Source organism: Corynebacterium singulare (assembly GCF_000833575.1).
Taxonomy (GTDB): domain Bacteria; phylum Actinomycetota; class Actinomycetes; order Mycobacteriales; family Mycobacteriaceae; genus Corynebacterium; species Corynebacterium singulare.
Map to the genome: position 1 here is coordinate 1,723,593 of NZ_CP010827.1, position 18,546 is coordinate 1,742,138.

Here is an 18,546-nt window from a genome sequence, read left to right on the forward strand (position 1 = left end):
CTTACGGCAGCTGGTTCTCTGGTAGTTCCTCCGCCTTACCGAGGAACTCACCCTTCTTGTTGCGGACGATCTTGTTGCCAAAGTCATCCCAGTCGTAGTGATTGTGGGAAATGACTACACCACCTTGCGCTTGGTCGCGCTTGTCTTTCCACAGGGAAAGCACAACCGTAATGACAAGCACACCCACAATGACGAGCAGCGACATCAGCGTGGAAATCTCCGGTATGGCGCTGACATCCTCACCACCATTGATGAATGGCAGATTGTTCTCGTGCAGGGCGTGGAAGAGCAACTTCACACCGATGAAGAGCAAGATAATGCCCAGTCCATAGGGCAGGTACACCAGGCGATCAAGCAGGCCGTCGATGAGGAAGAACATTTGGCGCAGCCCCATCAGCGCGAAAGCATTCGTGGTAAAGACCAAGAACGGCTCCGAGGTAATGCCGTAGATGGCTGGGATGGAGTCGAACGCAAACATCACGTCGATGAGACCGATGGCAGCCAGTGCCACGAACAACGGCGTCAGCGCAAACTTTCCCTTTTTCTCACCAGATTCCTCACGGTGCGTGAGTTTGTCACCGTGGTAGCGCGGGGTCACGTGGACAACCTTGCGCAGCCACTTCACCACCACCATGTCGTTGGGGTCAGTCTCAGGAGCGTCATTGATCTCATCAATGAGCAGCTTCACCGCGGTGTAGATGAGGAAGATAGCGAAGAGATAGAACACATCAGACCAGGCTGCGATAATAGCCGCACCCAACATGATGAAGATGAGGCGGAACACCAGCGCCAAGACGATACCGATAAGCAGTACCTTCTGCTGGTACCTGCGGGGAATCTTGAACGAACCCATGATGAGCGAGAAGACGAACAAGTTGTCCACACTCAAGGCTTGCTCAGTAATCCAACCCGTATAGAACTGTGCGGCATGTTCATGGTCCCACAACACCCACACGACGCCGCCGAACACGACAGCGACACCCATGTAGAACAGAGTCCAGCCACCAGACTCCTTAATGGTCGGCTCGTGCGGCGAGCGTACGTGGCTGTAGAAATCGAAAATAAAAAAGCCCAGGATCACTGCAATGGTGATGACCCAGACCCATACAGGTACATGCATAGCGCACTATCCCTCCGGTCGGCATAACAACAGAGACCGGAGGTCTCCCCCGCTAGCTAAGCTCACTCATAACTCAGCTAGCCGGCGCGACCGGGAACTGTCGTGCAGTTGCCGTGTTGACGATCAGCGCCGAAACAATGGGGTACTCCCCTCCAGGACCTGTCCTATCCTACACGGAATCTAGAACGCGCCGGCGGAGGGGTTGGCGTTGATCTGGACGGTCCGGGTGTCGTCGCCAAGCACTGCCCCATCTCCCTCAGCAGTACCGTCCGCGGATCCCTCAGCGCCCTCAGCGTCCTGGATTTCCTTCGGGGCCTCTGCAGGATCCGCGCCCTTAATCATCCAGATGATGGTGTCGAGCTCCTCCGGTTTCACCAGAACTTCACGCGCCTTTGATCCTTCGGAGGGACCCACGACGCCGCGCGATTCCATAAGGTCCATGAGGCGACCGGCCTTGGCGAAACCGATACGAAGCTTGCGCTGGAGCATCGATGTGGAGCCCAACTGGGAGGTAACGACAAGGTCAACGGCCTCAAGGAGGTCGTCCATGTCCTTACCGATCTCTTCGTCGATCTCCTTCTTCGCTTCGGACGTCTTATCGTCGGTAACGCCCTCGGTATAGTTCGGGGTGCCTTGGGCCTTTGCGGCGTCGACAACCGCCTGTACCTCGTCATCAGAGACGAAGGCACCCTGCATACGCACTGGGCGGCCTCCCTGCGGAATAAAGAGGCCATCGCCCATACCAATGAGCTTCTCCGCACCGCCTTGGTCCAGGATGACGCGCGAGTCAGTCAGCGAGGACGTGGCAAATGCCAGGCGGGAAGGCACGTTCGTCTTGATAAGGCCCGTGACAACATCGACAGACGGGCGCTGGGTTGCCAGCACCAGGTGGATACCGGCCGCACGCGCCTTCTGGGTAATGCGCACGATGGAGTCCTCAATTTCCTTCGGCGCCGTCATCATGAGATCGGCGAGCTCGTCGACGACACACACGATGTACGGGTATGGGCGCATCTCACGCTGAGATCCGGCCGGGGCCTGGTACTCGCCGCTGCGGACCTTGCGGTTAAAGTCCTCAATCTTGCGCACGCGGGCAGCCTGCATATCCATGTAGCGCTGCTCCATTTCCTCCACGAGCCATTGCAAGGCGGCCGCGGCCTTCTTTGGCTGCGTGATAATGGGAGTGATGAGATGCGGGATGCCCTCGTAAGGGGTGAGCTCGACCATCTTCGGGTCAACCAAGATGAGGCGAACATCCTCCGGTGTTGCGCGCGTCAGCAGCGACACCAGCATGGAGTTCACAAATGCCGACTTACCAGAGCCGGTAGCACCAGCCACGAGCAGGTGCGGCATCTTCTTAACAGAGAAGGAGGTGTACTGGCCCTCGATGTCCTTGCCCAACCCGATGAGCATCGGGTCATTGTCCGCACGCAGCGCCGGGGAATCCAGCACATCACGCAAACGCACCATCTCGCGGTCGGCATTGGGAACCTCAATACCCACAGCAGATTTGCCCGGAATCGGGGTCAGCAGGCGCAGGTTGTCCGTAGCGACGGCATACGCCAAGTTGGACTGCAGGTTCGTGATTTTCGAAACCTTGACACCTGGTCCTAGCTCAATCTCGTAGCGGGTCACTGTGGGGCCACGGCTAAAGCCAGTGACCTGGGCGTTGACCTTGAACTCCTCAAAGACATCAGTGATGGCTTCGATAATTCGGTCGTTGGCCTCAGTCCGAGCCTTTGCGGGCTTACCCGCGGTGAGAAGCTCCGTGGTCGGGACATCATAGCCACCGCCCAGAGCGGTATCCTGCGCACCACTAGGTTCCACGGGGGCTGTCTGCGCTTCGGTCCGGGCTGGCTCGTCCACCTTGGCGCCGGTCGTCGCATCACGCCCGGAGCGCTGCTGGAACAAGCGCACGGCTTCGGAGTGCGCAGCGGAAACAACATCGTCGCTGGCTGCACCAGGTTGAGCTGCGCTTGCCGACGCCCCCGCCGCCGCACCCAATGCCGCACCAGCCGCCCCACCGACGTCGACACGCGCACGCTTAGGTTGAGGTTTGGGCTCTGCCTTGGGCTCTGGCTCTGGTGTGGGCTCGCGCTTTGCTTGGGGTTCGGTGGGTTCCGGCACGGCTGGGAACTCGTCAGTGTCACCAAGCGTGGTTGTCGGCTCACTGTCGAAGGACGGGCGTCCATGCTGCACCGGCTCGTGCTGAACAGGCTGAGCAGCAGCCGAGTCAAAAGACACCGTAGCGTTCTCACCGGGCTCCGCTACCGGGTAAGTCTTCGCTGGGCGCGGGCGGGGACGTGGAGTATAGGATTGACGGACCGGCCGCTCACGACCTTCAGCAATAGCATCGATATCATCGCTGACGTAGCCGTAATCGTCCTCCGAATCGCCGACAAGCAGCTCTTCTTCCCCGCCTCGCTTACGATCACGCAGGCCGCTTACCAAGGCGGAGAACTGTGCCGCCACAAAGTCATAAGCTTCACGCAGGGTAATTCCCGTAATGTTGAGCGCCCCGTAGACGATGAGAAGGAACAGCAATGGAACCGCGACATAACTGGAAAATGCCGCGACGAGCAACTCACCAATCGCAAAACCAATAGCGCCACCGGCCTCACCAGCAGCATTATCCTTCCAGGTCAAGTCCGGAAGTCCAGCAAAAATATGTATGAGGCTTAGCATGCACACCACAATGAGCGAGGTGCCGCCGACAACACGCGGCTTGAAATGCCCAGCTGGCCCGGAGAGATCCATCATGAGTGCAATGGCTACTACCAGCAACGCCACCGGAAGAACATAGGCGCCGGCGCCAATGACATAGCGCACGGCGTCAGTGAGGTATTCACCAATAATGCCGGCAATCTGGAACCAGGTAGCGCATGCCAAAATGATGGCGACGCCAATCAGAACGAGAGCAACCGCATCCGGATTGGATACCCGAATGCTCGCTTCCTGGCGGGAAGGGCGCTGCAGAACGGTCGTGGCGGCATCCTCATCGAAGCCCCGTGCGCGGGTCACCTTGCTCTTCTTCTGAGGGACCTTACCTGCAGGTTGCTCAGTTGTGGTGTGTGTAGCCTTCTTGTTCTTCGCGCGCCCAGAAATTTCCCCTGGCTCCCTCAACTCGTCGTAATCCTCGTACGCCTCTGCGTCATAGGCATCATAATCATCGTCGTAGACATCCTCGTCCCGACCGCCCTGCCCCACGGGCTTGAGCCCTGCAAGGCCATGCCCGACGCCCCGGGCCATACCGCCCATGCCGCGAGCAGTTGCGCCAAAAACCGTTCCAAACCCGCGCCCCACGGCACGAAAGGCACTGCCGGTCCTCTCATCAGAGGTCTCGGCAGCGCGATGAGCAGACGTCAACGAGTAAGTGCTTCGGCCGGACGGCCGCGAACGATCAGCGGCACGACCTCGACCAGAAGCGCGAGACGGAGCGTTTTTGACAGACATGTCTGCCACTCTAGTAGCAAACACACCATTAACAACATAAGCCACACGCGTGTGGCGATCTTTTTGTCGAGTTCAGGCTATAGACTTGACCTAACGATCGCGGACTCATCACCCACAATCTGCACCTGTGCAGCATCGCGACCAAAAGCCCACAGCAGAACCTCGGACACCGTTCCGCGAACCCGCACCACTGCATCGCCTTTATCGGCCACACCGTGCTTATCCGCCGTCACGATGGGCGGGAAACCCTCTGCCTCCAGCACTACCGGCAGCGTCGACTTCGACAGAAAACTCGGCCCCATCATTTTCAAAGGAAGGTGAAGTTCGTTCTGTGTCGCGGCAGAAAAGTCCCGCGCTTCGGTGCGTCCATTTGCCCGACGAATGTCCTCGTGATGAACAAAGTGCTCTGCTGAATTAAGAACCTTATCTACATAGCGAAGTGGGTTGAACTTATGTGCGCCCTTCCCCCAGTCATCAACAACCTCATCGTAATCACGCTCGAGTACTTCCTCGGTCACCGTGTCCAAGCGTGGCTTCAGCGCCGGAATGAAGAGACCTGCAGAGGCATCCAGTCTGTTTTCGCGCACCCACAGGTGTGCGGCGAGGTCACGGGTAGTCCACCCCTCACACAATGTCGGCGCATCGGGGCCTAGCTCATGAAAGAGCGCCACCATCTTGGTGCGCTCAGCAGATGAAAACGACATGCACCCCAGCATACCTGCCTGGAGTAGGAACGCTGGGGTGCAGTCACAGACGCTTTAGAGCGACTCGCGGGAGGCTTCAACCTCGTCATCATCCGGGAGCAGGATATCCGAGTTGGTCGGGACAATCGTGGGCAAAATGACCGGCTCACGCTTGTACTTCGAGGACATCAGCTTGGCTACCTTGCGGCGGATCTTCTGGACCATGCGGTAGGTGTCATTCTCACCTTCAGCGGCGAGGTCATTCATGGAATTCTCGACCATCTCCGCAACCTCCGGTACGATGCCGCGGTCATCATCGGAGAAGCCCGTCGTGGAGACCGTCGGGTGCTCCAGCAGGCGGGACGTGCGGTTGTCAATGACACAGGTAATGGACACAACGCCACCGGCACCAAGGTTGGTGCGGTCTGCGAGGGTATCTGCGTCGACGTCACCCATGGACACACCATCAACGTAAAGATTGCCCACTGGCAATTGGCCGACTACCTCAGCGCGTCCATTGCGCAGATCGACCACAACACCGTTCTGTGCCAGGACTACGCGGTCACGGGCAACACCCGTGGAGATCGCGAGCTCCTTGTTGGCGCGCAAGTGACGCCATTCACCGTGAACTGGCATGGCGTTCTTTGGACGTGCTGCGTTGTAGAGGAACAGCAGCTCGCCGCCGTAGCCGTGACCAGAAGCGTGAACTTTAGCTTCCTTATTAGTGATAACCTCAGCACCAATCTGGGACAGCATGTTGATGACGCCAAAGACAGCTTCCTCGTTACCCGGAATCAGGGAAGAGGAGAAGACGATGAGGTCACCATCACGTACCGTGATCTGACGGTGCTCGCGGCGTGCCATACGGGACAACGCCGCCATCGGCTCTCCCTGAGTACCGGTAGTGATGAGCAGCACCTTGTGCGGAGCCATCTTGGCGGCTTCATCGATCGGGATGATCGTGCCGCGTGGAACCTTAAGGAAGCCCATCTTCTCCGCGATTTCCATGTTGCGCATCATCGAGCGACCGTTGAACGCAACCTTACGGCCGGCGGCGACGGCCGCGTCGATAGCCGCCTGTACGCGGTAGACGTTAGATGCAAAGGACGCGATAATCACACGCTGCTTAGCACCCGACACCAGACGGCGGAAGGTTGCCGGAATATCGCCCTCAGAGGCCGACACGCCAGGAATATTGGCGTTAGTGGAATCACACAGCATGAGGTCAACGCCTTCATCGCCATAACGCGACAGTGCCGGAAGATCCGTCGGACGGTTGTCCAGCGGAGTCTGGTCCAGCTTAATGTCACCGGTGTGGATGATGTTGCCGGCTGGGGTGCCTAGCATGACACCGAGCGCATCCGGGACGGAGTGGTTAACGGCCCAGAAGCGGCAGCGGAATGGGCCATAATTCACGTCAGATTTCTCGTTGACCTCAACAAACTTCGGCTTCTGACGGTGTTCCTTACACTTCGCAGCGATGAGCGCGATGGTGAAACGCGAAGCGACAATCGGGATGTCAGGTCGCAGCTTGAGCAGCCACGGAATAGCACCAATGTGGTCCTCGTGCGCGTGGGTGACGACGAGGGCCTTGACCTTGTGGATCTTCTTCTCAATCGGGCCAAAGTCCGGCAGAATTAGGTCCACGCCCGGCTCACCAGAGGATGGGAAGAGCACACCACAGTCAATAATGAGCAGCTCATCCTGGTACTCGAAGACGGTCATATTACGGCCGATCTCGGAGATACCGCCCAAGGCGTAGATGCGCAGGGCATCCTTCTGCTGCTTCGGCGGCTCCGGCAGGCGCTTAGTCAGGTCCGCGCCCTGCATGGACTTAGGCACATTGCGGCGACCACGGTTGTTATTGCGGTTGCGACCGTTGTTGCGGCCGCCGTTGTTGCCGTTATTACCGTTGTTGTTATTGCCATTATGGTTGCCGCCATTGCCACCGCGGCCACGACCACGGCCACCGCGGGAACCACGGGAACGGGAGCGGCGATTGCCGTCGTCAGAGTTCGAATCGTTCGAGTTGCCGGACTCGTTTGCGGTGTTGCCAGAAGCAGCCGCATCATTCGGTGCTTGGAAAACCGGCGAAGCCGCCTCATTCGAGGCGGTCTCAGTCTCCGAAGGCGGACCCGCCTTACGGGTCACCTTGCGGGAACGGTTACGGGGTTCAGTCATTCTTAAAGACTCCAGCCTTCTCCAAATCGTGGCGGAGGGCCTCGACCTCATCCGCGTCTGCCGCGGATACGGGGAGGCGAGGATCTCCTACTTCAATGCCCTGCAGGCGCAGGGCTGCCTTAACAAATGTTGCTCCGCCCAGTCGGCCTTGTGCCTGAATGAGCGGGGTTAAAGTTTTCGCGTTGATCTCACGTGCGCGTGCAATATCACCTTCATCGAAGGCGACGTAAAGATCAGCCAGGGCGCGCGGTGCGATGTGGCCAATCACGGAGATGACACCTGAGGCACCGAGGGCAAGCCACGGCAGGTTCAGGCCGTCATCACCGGAGTACCACGCCAAACCGGTCTCCTGGATTAGCGGTGCGGCCGCAACAAGATCGCCTTTGGCGTCCTTAACGGCCTGGATGTTCGGCACCTCCGCGAGGCGAAGAAGAGTCTCCGTCTCAATCGGGATACCCGAGCGGCCAGGGATGTCATACAGACAAATGGGGAGGTCTACGGCGTCCGCTACGGCAGTGAAGTGCGCATACACACCAGCCTGGGAGGGCTTGGAGTAGTACGGGGTGACGACCAAGAGGCTGTCCGCCCCAGCATCTGCAAAAGCGCGGGCTGCCTCGATACTCGTAGCGGTGTTGTTGGTTCCTGCACCAGCGCACAGCTTGGCGCGGTCCCCCACCTCGTCCTTCACAGCTGTAAACAGTTCCAGCTTCTCATCCAGTGACGTTGTCGGCGACTCACCCGTGGTACCTGCCAGGATGAGTGAATCGATGCCATTGTCAACGAGATGAGCTGCTAGGCGACGCCCCGCAGACACGTCCAGCGCACCAGCCTGGTCAAAGGGAGTGACCATGGCTACGCCCACGCGTCCAAAGATGTCAACGCCTGCCTGTACTGCCATACCTGTGCTCATAGGCGTCAAGATTACCCGCTTTGCGCCCCGTTGGCTGCATCGGGGCCTTGCGCGAGTCTTTCTCTGCCTCCCCTAGGCGTAGGGGCTCGATGCCATTTCTGTGCCGTCGGCGAGGGTGGTGATAGTGAAATCGTCGAAAAGCACAGGCGATTGCTCCCGCAGTAGCTTCAGGCATGTCACCGCGAGCTGACGCATCTCGGTATCTGCTTGCTCCGTTGCTCGCACACCAATAAAGTGCCGCCACGCGCGATAGTTTCCTGTCACAACGATGCGCGACTCAGTGAGGTTGGGAAGAACCGCTCGGGCCGCCTGACGCGCCTGCTTCTTGCGCAGAAGCGCGTTGGGCTCTTGATCGAGTTTGGACTCGAGGGCATCAAGAAGCTCTTCGTAGACGAAGCGCGCATCATCCGCGGCCTGCAAAGTCAGGCGAGTAAGCTGTTCATCCTCCGCGATGAGTTTCGGCAACACCACCTCGGTCTCCTCGGGGTGAACAAATCTCTGCGAGAGTTGTGAAAACGAGAAATGGCGGTGTCGAACCAGCTCGTGAGTAGCTGAACGCGACAGGCCGCGGATGTAGAGCGTAGCCGTCGCATGCTCCAGCAGTGCATCGTGACCGACTTCCAAGATGTGGTGCAGATAAGCCTGATTGGAGGCTGTCCGGGGGTTCGGCTTGTCGAAGGACTCATAGCAAGCGCGCCCGGCAAACTCGACGAGAGCTTCGCTTTCCGACGCTCCCTCATCCACCTCCCACTTCACTCCCTGCGGCGCGTGAAAGGAGGATGCCGCTATGAGCTGAACATCAAGCTCAGTAACCTTCGCCATTACAGCTCCAGGTAGTTCTCAAGACCCACGGTCAGGCCCGGATGGGAGGCAATTTCACGCACGCCGACGAGTACACCAGGCGTAAAGGAGGAACGGTCATAAGAATCTTGACGGATGGTCAGGGATTGACCTTGAGTACCGAAAATAACCTCTTCGTGCGCCACCATTCCCTGCATGCGCACTGCATGTACATGAACGCCGTCGACGTCTGCGCCACGCGCTCCGTCAAGCGACTGCTCAGTCTTGTCCGGCATGGCATCAAGGCCTGCTTCCTTGCGCGCATTCGCAATACCTTGGGCAGTGTGAACAGCGGTACCTGAAGGAGCATCAAGCTTATTGGGGTGGTGGTATTCCACAACCTCAGCGCTATCAAAGAACTTCGCAGCCTGGGCAGCGAAGACCATGGTCAGCACGGCCGAGATAGCAAAATTTGGCGCGATGAGCACGTGGCCCGCGCCGTCCTTCTTCGTCCATTCCTCTACCTGCGCAAGGCGCTCGGAATCGAAACCTGTGGTGCCGACGACGGCATGAATACCGTTCTGAGTGCAGAACTCAAGGTTGTCCATGACGGACGCTGGCTGAGTGAAATCGACGGCTACCTGAACGCCTGCATCAACCAACTGCTGCAGCGGAGTATCACGATCAATTTCGGCGACAAGTTCCAGATCATCCGACGCGGTGACACCTTCCACGATTGCCTGTCCCACGCGCCCCTTCGCGCCGAGAACGCCCACCTTGATAGTCATTCACAATCCCTTCATCCGTGTTCGTGCGGTCAATTGTGTCCAGTCTATCCCTGAAGATATGCAGCGCTCAGAAAGGGGCATGTGGCGCCATCTTTCTTCGATTGCACCATTCACCTACCCCCGTTGTTGTGTATCAGCAAAACCTATACCCCCAGCTCGACAAGAGTCGAACACACAACCTAAAGCATTACTCAACACCCCCATGCTTCTTGGTTTGTGAAGTTTATCCCCGCAGGCTATAGACCTTGGTTTGTGCCGGCACTAGGATTAGTTGTAGAACACTTCTTCTAACACTATTTTCTCGGGGGGATACGCCAATGAGCACCACCATCCTGCCGGACGCCTTCTTTAGCATCAGGACGCTTCAGTCCGGTAGGGATAAAAAATCCGGATAATAACAGCACCTAGCATCCGCCTTTTACCTATCGATAGCATCTACCGGGTGGTGGTTTCCTTTACTGAGATGCTTACCGGTCCTGGGCCTTTATCACTCGCTCGCTTACGACCGTGTGCGCATAAATTGACCAGGATAGAGCTGAATCCATAACCAAAAGCGTGTGTGCCAGGGTTCCACCCGCGCTAAAGCGAGGAGGCTTGAAATCCCCGACAACATTTCCTTTATCAGTAATGTGCGTCCATCTACTGTGCCTGCAGCCTTTGCTGGTGATGGTGAGAATGCTGGGGAAGCCCGTGAAAACGCTTTTATCGTCAATGAACCCTTTGTCCCGGAGCAATCGAAGACGCTTACAAGCTCCCGAATCGTAAATTCCCCACAGCCTGGCAACGTGGTCGCGCGCCATAGCTTCAAACGCAACCAAACAGTCAAGAGGAGCCGATCTCGCTCAGTTAACTCAAATTGCTTGGCCGTACGAAACGGTCGTAACCTCTGGTCTGAAACATGAATACTCTTCACCATGTAGTAATGGTCGCATTAGAGTGTGCAAACCCTAATGCGCCAACGAAACGACAGATTATCACGCGCTTTGAAGGAGCATGACGAGTATCCTTCTCCCGCCTCGCCTACGGCTCGTTGGACATCAGGTCATGAAGGCTTCGCAATCATAACCCGGAAGCTCTCGCACGAAATTTCTAAAACGACAAAGAAGCCCTAGATTCGTATAAACGGTTCTAGGGCTTCTAACCTTTGCTTCACGAGTTCAGCATGAGCAGTGAGCTACCGATTGCTCCAGTACCTATATTTTCAATTGACGCGATAATGCGACTGCGATTGTTATGACCCATTCTCTGCTCCTTTTCTTTATTTATGCGAACAAGAAACTTCTTTGAAAAAGGCTGACCTACACTTTCAATAATCCAAAGAGCAATCAGGTATAACACTGCTATTGCTAAGGTACCTAGGATGTCAAGTCCTAGATTACTGCTTAGCTCAACCCGCGAAGCACTATTGATTATTTAACAGGAGGGAGACACACTCTCTGGAAAGATGGAACAAATGTTCTTAACGGGTTAGCTTCACAAAAATAGAGAACAATAGCTCAGGGAGTCACGTTAAGCGTGACTCCCTCGACAAAACTTCACCACCTGCACCGAACGGCTTCCAGTCCGTTACTTCGGCCGTGACATAAACGACGCGAAATCAACAGAGCTGATAAAAGACCGAGGCCACTCCTCATCGTCGGTCAAAAGCATGTCCTCCCACAAACGTGACACAGCCGCCCCAGGCTCAATAGGCTCGTCGATCGTCCCTAATGCGGTGGAATAGCTATACATATTCCATTCATCCTCGTTAACCGGTTCATCACTCTGAGCCTGGAGATCATGGAGCAAGTTCTTTTTCACAACGGAATCCGACTCATCAATCTCCACATCAGCGACCAGATAGACGGTCGTGAACTGTTTCACGCGCTCCACTCGTTCAAGATAGCGCTGATAAAACCGAGGCAAATCCTCTTCTCTCGCAAGGAAATAGGTCTTTGTCAGGGTAATTTCGCTGGACATCATTTAGGGTTCCAACTCGTGTCATAGGCACCCGACGGACGGTACTTCCGCTGAGGATAGCAATGCCTCTTATGAGCATTGTTAAACTTGCTTTCATACAAATTTGCATCGGATTTGGCAGCATTAGGATCTGTTGGATGATTACCTATGACAAAGCCCACAATAGGATTTCCGGGGGCATTCTCCACTACCTGGCATTTCATGGTGATCATGCCTAGTTCATTTTTAACAACACCCGCTGCTTGCGCGACTTGCGTTTGAGCAAACACTGCAGAAGGAAGAGCGAGTGTAAGCGCCAAAGCACGTAATTTCTTCATTAGCAATTCTCCACTCGATCGATGCGAGTAATACCTGGAACCTTCAACTTGGAAACGGTTTCTTCAGCGCCCGGGGCAACCCCTGTGCACTCAATATCCTGAGAACCCACCCAACCCGTCATGATGACTTTCACCCGAACAGGTGTAGGGCAATTATTCCGAATTTTGATCTCAGATAGATGATGCTCAGCAGACACACACGCAGGGGCAGTGTTTGATGCATCATAGAAGCTTATAGTCGGCTCACCTTCCACATGGATTTCCGCTGACTGTTTCTCCTTGGCATCCGACAGGTCTACAGTCTTGGTTTCTCCGGAAGACAACTCAAATCCCGATTCACTGTCTGCAGCAGGAACCGTATCACCATCCAAGGTCGCTTCTGCATCCTGAGCAAACGCGCTACTGGGGGCGGCAAGAGCCAAGACAGCACCACAAACCAATGCCAAACGAACTTTTCTTGCAGACTTTTTAACTATATTCTTTACCTTTCTTAGCGTTGGGAATGCACTTCACTCATGACAGTAGATGGAGAGTCCTCTCAAATCCATAGAACCTCCGTTCGGTACGCATAACTAAGAAGGATGAACACACGGATAAGCCCCGCGCCGTCGAAACAAACGATGAACCCAGAACTCACCCCGCACAACCCCAAGCCGTCGAATCAAACGACGAAGGGTCACGGGAGCCGGGGCCGGAGGGAGATAAAGAAAAGCCTCCCTAATGGTAAAAAGTCGGCGCAGTTTTTTGGAACTGAGCGGAACTTTTAAGAGTTAGGGAGGCTAGATGGCCTGAGAATGCCCCTCGGGGTCCAGCGGGGTTAGGCAGTGATGCCCACGTGTTGCTGCTCGTTATGATGGTCTAGGAAGCTGGATCCTGCTGTCACAGCTGAAGGGATAAAAATGGCTCGCTTGATTGCACCGACCACCGTCATCGGGGTCATCATTGCCGGATGTGCGTTGACCATCACCGCATGCTCTGATGGTGGTTCGCACACCACAAATTCACCTGCCTTTAGTTCGGTTGAATCCAGTCCGCGAGTTGCTGAAGCTCCAGCCAGTGAAAAAGTGACCCCAGAGGACTCGGGAGCGCAAAGCAGCTCGCAGACAACGACTTCAGCACAGTTTGCGGGCATGGGTACAGCAGCCCTGGATAATCAGCATCACATGCCCGAACGGCTTGGAGATCTCACGCCAACTAATGTGCGTGTGGGTGCCCACGATGGGTTTACCCGCGTAGTCATTGATCTCGAAGGAAGCGGCGAACCGGGCTGGTTTACCACCTACACAGATAGCCCAACTCAACAGGCCTCCGGTTACCCGGTTGAGGCAGAAGGAAATGCTTTTCTCGACGTCGGAATCGAGGGAACTCCTTGGCCATCTACGCCTGAGCTTGAACAACGGCACATTAAGCCAGGAGTCACTCCAGGTTCCGGCGTCGTGAGTGAGGTCGTCTACACCAGCTCATTTGAGTCACAATCGCAATTCATCATTGGTCTGCAGAAGAGGACGCCGTACTCGGTGACATTTCTCGAGGACCCCAAACGACTTGTACTTGATTTCCAGGACTAGCAGCTAGCACCCAACAAGCTAAGAGCCCCGCCATCGCAGCCCATGAACGAGCTGGAGAGCGGGGCTCTGGCTTATGAGGTTAGGGAATTAGTCTTCCTCAACCGGAACCAGAGAAATCTTGCCACGGTTATCGATGTCCGCGATTTCGACCTGAATCTTGTCGCCCACGTTGACAACGTCCTCGACCTTCTCGATGCGCTCGTCGCCGCCCAGCTTGGAGATGTGAACGAGACCGTCGCGGCCCGGGGTCAGAGAGACGAAGGCGCCGAAGGCCACGGTCTTGACCACGGTGCCGAGGAAGCGCTCGCCTACCTTGGGAAGCTGCGGGTTAGCAATGCTGTTGACGCGCTCGATGGCAGCATCAGCAGCCTCACCGGTGGCGGCGGAAACATAGACGGTGCCGTCCTCCTCAATGGAGACATCAGCGCCGGTTTCCTCGGTGATGGTGTTGATGGTCTTGCCCTTCGGACCGATAAGCTCACCAATCTTGTTCACCGGGATGGTCACAGAGGTGATGCGCGGAGCCAGGCCAGACATCTCGTCTGGGCCTTCGATGACCTCAGCCATGGTTTCAAGGATGGCGGAACGGGCGTCGCGGGCCTGCTCGAGGGCGTCGGCAAGCACGTGCGAAGGAATGCCATCCAGCTTGGTGTCCAGCTGCAGGGCGGTGATGAATTCGGAGGTACCGGCGACCTTGAAGTCCATGTCACCGAAGGCATCCTCGGCGCCCAAGATATCGGTCAGCGCAACGAACTTCTCCTTGCCTTTAACCTCACCGGAGACGAGGCCCATGGCAATACCTGCGACCGGAGCCTTGAGCGGCACGCCGGCGTTGTAGAGGGACAGGGTGGACGCACAGACAGAGCCCATGGAAGTCGAGCCGTTGGAGCCCAAAGCCTCGGAGACCTGGCGGATGGCGTAGGGGAAGTCCTCACGGGACGGGATAACCGGCAGCAGTGCGCGCTCGGCCAGAGCACCGTGTCCGATCTCGCGACGCTTCGGAGAACCCACGCGGCCGGTCTCACCGGTGGAGTACGGCGGGAAGTTGTAGTGGTGCATGTAACGCTTCGACTCCACCGGGGTCAGCGAGTCGATCTGCTGCTCCATCTTGAGCATGTCCAAGGTGGTCACACCAAGAATCTGGGTCTCACCGCGCTCAAACAGGGAGGAACCGTGGGCACGCGGGATGAGGTCGACCTCGACGCCCAAGTCGCGGATGTCGGTGACACCACGACCATCGATGCGGAAGCCCTCGGTGAGGATCTTGGTGCGCACGATATCCTTCATCACAGCGTTGAAGGCATTGCGGATCTGCTTGGAGGCATCAGCTTCTTCGAGATCATCGAAGTCCCCAAGGAGATCGGCCTCAACCTTCTCCATGTACTCGTTCGTCGCGTCGTCGCGCTCCTGCTTGCCGGGGATGGTGAGCAGCTTCTCCAGTTTCTTGGAAGCTGCCTTCTCGACGGCCTCGTACACGTCGTCACTGTAAGCCGGGAACAGCGGGAACTCCTGGGTCTCCTTCGCGGCGCGCTCAGCCAGTCCAGCCTGGGCTTCACACAGAGTCTTGATGAAAGGCTTGGCGGCTTCGAGGCCCTCAGCCACGGTGGATTCCTGCGGGGCCGGAGCACCTTCCTTGATACGCTCAGCCACGTTGACCCCGGCGCCGGCCTCCACCATCATGATGGCGACGTCATCCTTGCGGCCCTTCTTCACGATGCGGCCGGCCACAACCATGTCGAACAGTGCGCGCTCATGCTGTTCATTGTTCGGGAAGGCTACCCACTGGCCTTCTGGGTGCTTGTCGTCGGCGATGAGTGCCATGCGCACGCCGCCGACCGGGCCAGAAACCGGCAGGCCGGAGAGCTGCGTGGAGGCAGAAGCACCGTTGATGGCGACAACGTCGTAGTACTCCTCCGGGTCCATGGACAACACCGTGACAACGACCTGGACCTCGTTGCGCAGGCCCTTGACAAAGGTCGGGCGCAGCGGGCGGTCGATAAGGCGGCAGGCCAAGATAGCTTCGGTGGAGGGGCGTCCCTCACGGCGGAAGAAGGAGCCCGGGATCTTGCCCGCAGCGTACATGCGCTCCTCCACGTCCACGGTCAGCGGGAAGAAGTCAAAGCCTTCGCGCGGCTGGTTGGACGCCGTGGTGGTGGACAGGAGCATGGTGTCTTCGTCCAGGTAAGTGGTCACGGAGCCACCAGCTTGGCGAGCAAGCTGACCGGTTTCAAAACGGATGGTGCGGGTGCCGAAGTCGCCATTGTCCAAAGTGGCGATGGCCTCGGTGATGCCATATTCATCGTCGATGGCGAACTCGACGGTGTTGGTGGCGGCGTTCTTTACGTTCTTGGCGTTTCTAGCGCTCATCTCTGTGACTCTCCTTGGAGGTGTCCTGGCGATCTTCGGTGTCGCCTCTTCGATTCGGTGTTTCTGACAACGCCCAAGAATTTTACCAGATGGCATGAGAAAACCCCCGCACAGACAGTGCGGGGGTTGACGGGGTGCGTGCTTAGCGACGCAGACCCAGACGAGAAATCAGATCACGGTAACGATCAACATCGTTAGCCTCCAAGTACTTCAGGAGGCCGCGACGGCGACCAACCATGAGCAGCAGACCACGGCGGGAGTGGTGATCGTGCTTGTGGCCCTTGAGGTGCTCGGTCAGGTTGTTGATGCGGGAGGTCAGCAGAGCAACCTGTGCCTCGGTGGAGCCGGTGTCGGTCTCGTGCAGGCCGAACTCCTTGAGGATTTCTGCCTTCTTCTCGGTGGTCAAAGCCATGGAAAATCTCCTATTGTATTTCAGTCCACATGAAATAGTGCGCTGTACAGCGCTGCCCGTGACTACTGTGAACCGCAGTCAGCAAGCCGAAGAAGAAGTATAGAGGCTCATAAGCTTCGACATCAAATCAGCGAGGAATCGCTCGGTGTCTACACCCACCGCCACGCGGGTGGTAGCTGGCGCGGACAAGCGCTCAGGGTCACCAATGGTGCGTCCAGTGTCCTCGCAGCGCAAGTTGAGATCGATGCAGGTCACCAGGGACGGGTCTGCAGCTACAGCAACAGCGAGCGGGTCGTGAAGGCCGCATCCACCCAGATGTGGCGAGGTCGTCGCGTATGCGCGGATGTAATAGTCCACAATGTCGGCATAGACTCTGCCGACACGGGAATTACGCCACTGTGTCGTGTTCTCAGTGGTGAGTAGCGTGCGCAGCGTGACGTCGAGGCCCACCATCGTGAGGTCGTGAGCATGGCGGAAGACATAATCCGTGGCCCGCGGGTCTTGGTAGACGTTGGCCTCAGCGTACGGGGTGACGTTGCCAGGCACGGTGAGGGCGCCGCCCATCATGACGATGCGGGCGTTGCGTGCGAAGTCTGGGCCCTTCTGCATGGCGGCCGCAATGCTTGTCGACGGCCCCGTGGGCACAATCACCAGGTCCTCTCCATGCTCCCGGACGGAGCGAAGAAGGAAATCGACGGCGTCGCCCTGTGCAGCGCGACGGGGTGGCGGAAGCAGCACGTCGCCTAACCCATTGCGGCCGTGAATGAAGGCAGAAATGGGAGCCACTGAAAATCCCTCGCGGGTTGGCCCGGTGAAAACGGGAACGTCCTCGGCACCGAGGAGCTCAAGGAGGGCGAGTGCGTTACGCACTCCAAGGCCCACGGGAACATTGCCATACGTTCCGGTGACACCGATCAACTCGAGGTCAGGGTGTGCCAGCGCATAGGCCAGAGCGAGGGCGTCGTCAATGCCGGTATCGAGATCCAGGATGAGTTTCACTTAGGCCTCCAGGGCAAGAATCTCGCGCACCCGCTCCACATCACGTGCCATTGCGCTCAACAACTCCTCGACGGAGTTGAATTTTTCCATGTCGCGCACGTGGTCCACGAAACGCACGGTGGCCTCGTGGCCGTAGAGATCGGCGTCGCGGTCAAGGACGAAAGATTCAACTGAGCGTTCCTCATCACCAAAGGTGGGATTCGTACCCACGGAAATGGCCGCTGGGTACGGAACACCAGGCTCCATATCACCATCGACGGGCGCGCCCGTCGGCTCGATGACGAACCAGCCGGCATAGACGCCATCAGCTGGGATAGCTACGGATTCCGGGAAGTACTGGTTGGCCGTCGGAAAGCCCAGCTCTTTGCCTCCCCGACCCGCGCCGCGGACAACGGGCCCCGTTACTGAGAAATGGCGCCCCAAGGCCCAATTTGCACGCGCAATGTCGCCCCTATCCAGAGCAGCGCGGATGTTGGTGGAACAGATGCGCTCCCCATCGTCGTTGAGCAGCGGCACGATGTCCACGCTAAAGCCAAGCTCCGCGCCAAACTCTGCCAATGCAGGCGCGGTTCCGGCAGCACCTGCACCAAAAGTGAAGTTCTCCCCCACTACGACGTGCTCGGCGCAGAGACGTCCCACAAGCAAATCCTCGACGTATTCTCGGGGCTGGGCACCGCGTAACTCTTGGGTGAAGTCGATAACGAGCACCGCATCGATACCCATCTCCTCCGCCAGCTGCAGGCGTCGTTCCATGGTGAGGACGGCCACAGGTGCTCGTTCCGGAAGGAACACCGAGACCGGGTGCGGATCGAAGGTCACCATTACCGCACGTTCCTTATGGTCGCGCGCATACTCGACAGCCCTAGTCACAAGCTGTTGATGGCCGCGATGCAGGCCATCGAAAACTCCGATGGTCACCGACGTCGGACCGAGGTCCGTGGGGATGTTATCGATTCCGTACCAAATATCCACGGACACCATGCTATCCCACAACTACGTTTGCCCTAGA

At 57.4% G+C, this 18,546-nt stretch carries 15 protein-coding genes; 1 reads left to right on the forward strand and 14 read right to left on the reverse strand.

What is annotated here, in order from left to right:
- Window position 1 precedes the first annotated feature (1 nt).
- From CSING_RS08045 to CSING_RS13615, 10 genes are all read right to left on the reverse strand, one after another.
- Entirely contained in the window at window positions 2-1,120 is a 1,119-nt protein-coding gene (locus CSING_RS08045; protein ID WP_042531271.1) for a TerC family protein, read from the reverse strand.
- A 180-nt stretch (window positions 1,121-1,300) separates the two neighbouring features.
- Complete coding sequence (locus CSING_RS08050; protein WP_042531273.1) at window positions 1,301-4,573, reverse strand: DNA translocase FtsK; 3,273 nt, start codon at window positions 4,571-4,573, stop codon at window positions 1,301-1,303.
- A gap of 77 nt (window positions 4,574-4,650) precedes the next feature.
- A complete protein-coding gene (locus CSING_RS08055) occupies window positions 4,651-5,289 on the reverse strand; it encodes a TIGR03085 family metal-binding protein (RefSeq protein ID WP_042531275.1) in 639 nt (212 codons plus the stop codon).
- Between the two features lie 42 nt (window positions 5,290-5,331).
- Window positions 5,332-7,437, reverse strand: coding sequence for a ribonuclease J (locus CSING_RS08060; RefSeq protein ID WP_084226188.1), 2,106 nt, complete (start codon window positions 7,435-7,437; stop codon window positions 5,332-5,334).
- Window positions 7,430-8,347, reverse strand: coding sequence for a 4-hydroxy-tetrahydrodipicolinate synthase (gene dapA / locus CSING_RS08065; RefSeq protein WP_042531277.1), 918 nt, complete (start codon window positions 8,345-8,347; stop codon window positions 7,430-7,432). Before dapA ends, CSING_RS08060 begins: the two co-directional genes overlap by 8 nt.
- 72 nt (window positions 8,348-8,419) lie before the next feature.
- Window positions 8,420-9,169 (reverse strand): FAD-dependent thymidylate synthase, encoded by a 750-nt coding sequence (gene thyX / locus CSING_RS08070; protein WP_042531279.1) that lies wholly within the window; start codon window positions 9,167-9,169, stop codon window positions 8,420-8,422.
- Window positions 9,169-9,915: a 4-hydroxy-tetrahydrodipicolinate reductase gene (gene dapB / locus CSING_RS08075; protein ID WP_042531281.1), complete on the reverse strand. Its 747-nt coding sequence runs from the start codon at window positions 9,913-9,915 to the stop codon at window positions 9,169-9,171. Before dapB ends, thyX begins: the two co-directional genes overlap by 1 nt.
- Before the next feature lie 1,566 nt (window positions 9,916-11,481).
- A complete protein-coding gene (locus CSING_RS08085; RefSeq protein ID WP_042531285.1) occupies window positions 11,482-11,877 on the reverse strand; it encodes a hypothetical protein in 396 nt (131 codons plus the stop codon).
- The gene (locus tag CSING_RS13610) at window positions 11,874-12,191 is read right to left on the reverse strand and encodes a hypothetical protein (protein WP_141754606.1); all 318 of its coding nucleotides are present in this window, start codon (window positions 12,189-12,191) and stop codon (window positions 11,874-11,876) included. The genes CSING_RS08085 and CSING_RS13610 overlap by 4 nt, the downstream gene beginning before the upstream one ends.
- Complete coding sequence (locus tag CSING_RS13615; RefSeq protein WP_144403128.1) at window positions 12,191-12,613, reverse strand: hypothetical protein; 423 nt, start codon at window positions 12,611-12,613, stop codon at window positions 12,191-12,193. Before CSING_RS13615 ends, CSING_RS13610 begins: the two co-directional genes overlap by 1 nt.
- Before the next feature lie 477 nt (window positions 12,614-13,090).
- Here CSING_RS13615 and CSING_RS08090 point away from each other — a divergent pair, with 477 nt between their 5' ends.
- Entirely contained in the window at window positions 13,091-13,759 is a 669-nt protein-coding gene (locus CSING_RS08090; RefSeq protein WP_042531288.1) for an AMIN-like domain-containing (lipo)protein, read from the forward strand.
- 87 nt (window positions 13,760-13,846) lie between these two features.
- Here the strand turns inward: CSING_RS08090 and CSING_RS08095 are convergent, their stop codons facing one another.
- The 4 genes from CSING_RS08095 to CSING_RS08110 all read right to left on the reverse strand — a co-directional run bounded on the left by CSING_RS08095 (window position 13,847) and on the right by CSING_RS08110 (window position 18,518).
- Window positions 13,847-16,126: a polyribonucleotide nucleotidyltransferase gene (locus tag CSING_RS08095; RefSeq protein ID WP_042531290.1), complete on the reverse strand. Its 2,280-nt coding sequence runs from the start codon at window positions 16,124-16,126 to the stop codon at window positions 13,847-13,849.
- 142 nt (window positions 16,127-16,268) lie between these two features.
- Window positions 16,269-16,538 (reverse strand): 30S ribosomal protein S15, encoded by a 270-nt coding sequence (gene rpsO / locus CSING_RS08100; RefSeq protein WP_042531292.1) that lies wholly within the window; start codon window positions 16,536-16,538, stop codon window positions 16,269-16,271.
- Window positions 16,539-16,616: 78 nt separating this feature from the next.
- Complete coding sequence (locus tag CSING_RS08105) at window positions 16,617-17,537, reverse strand: nucleoside hydrolase (protein ID WP_042531294.1); 921 nt, start codon at window positions 17,535-17,537, stop codon at window positions 16,617-16,619.
- Window positions 17,538-18,518 (reverse strand): bifunctional riboflavin kinase/FAD synthetase, encoded by a 981-nt coding sequence (locus CSING_RS08110; protein ID WP_042531298.1) that lies wholly within the window; start codon window positions 18,516-18,518, stop codon window positions 17,538-17,540.
- Window positions 18,519-18,546: the final 28 nt, after the last annotated feature.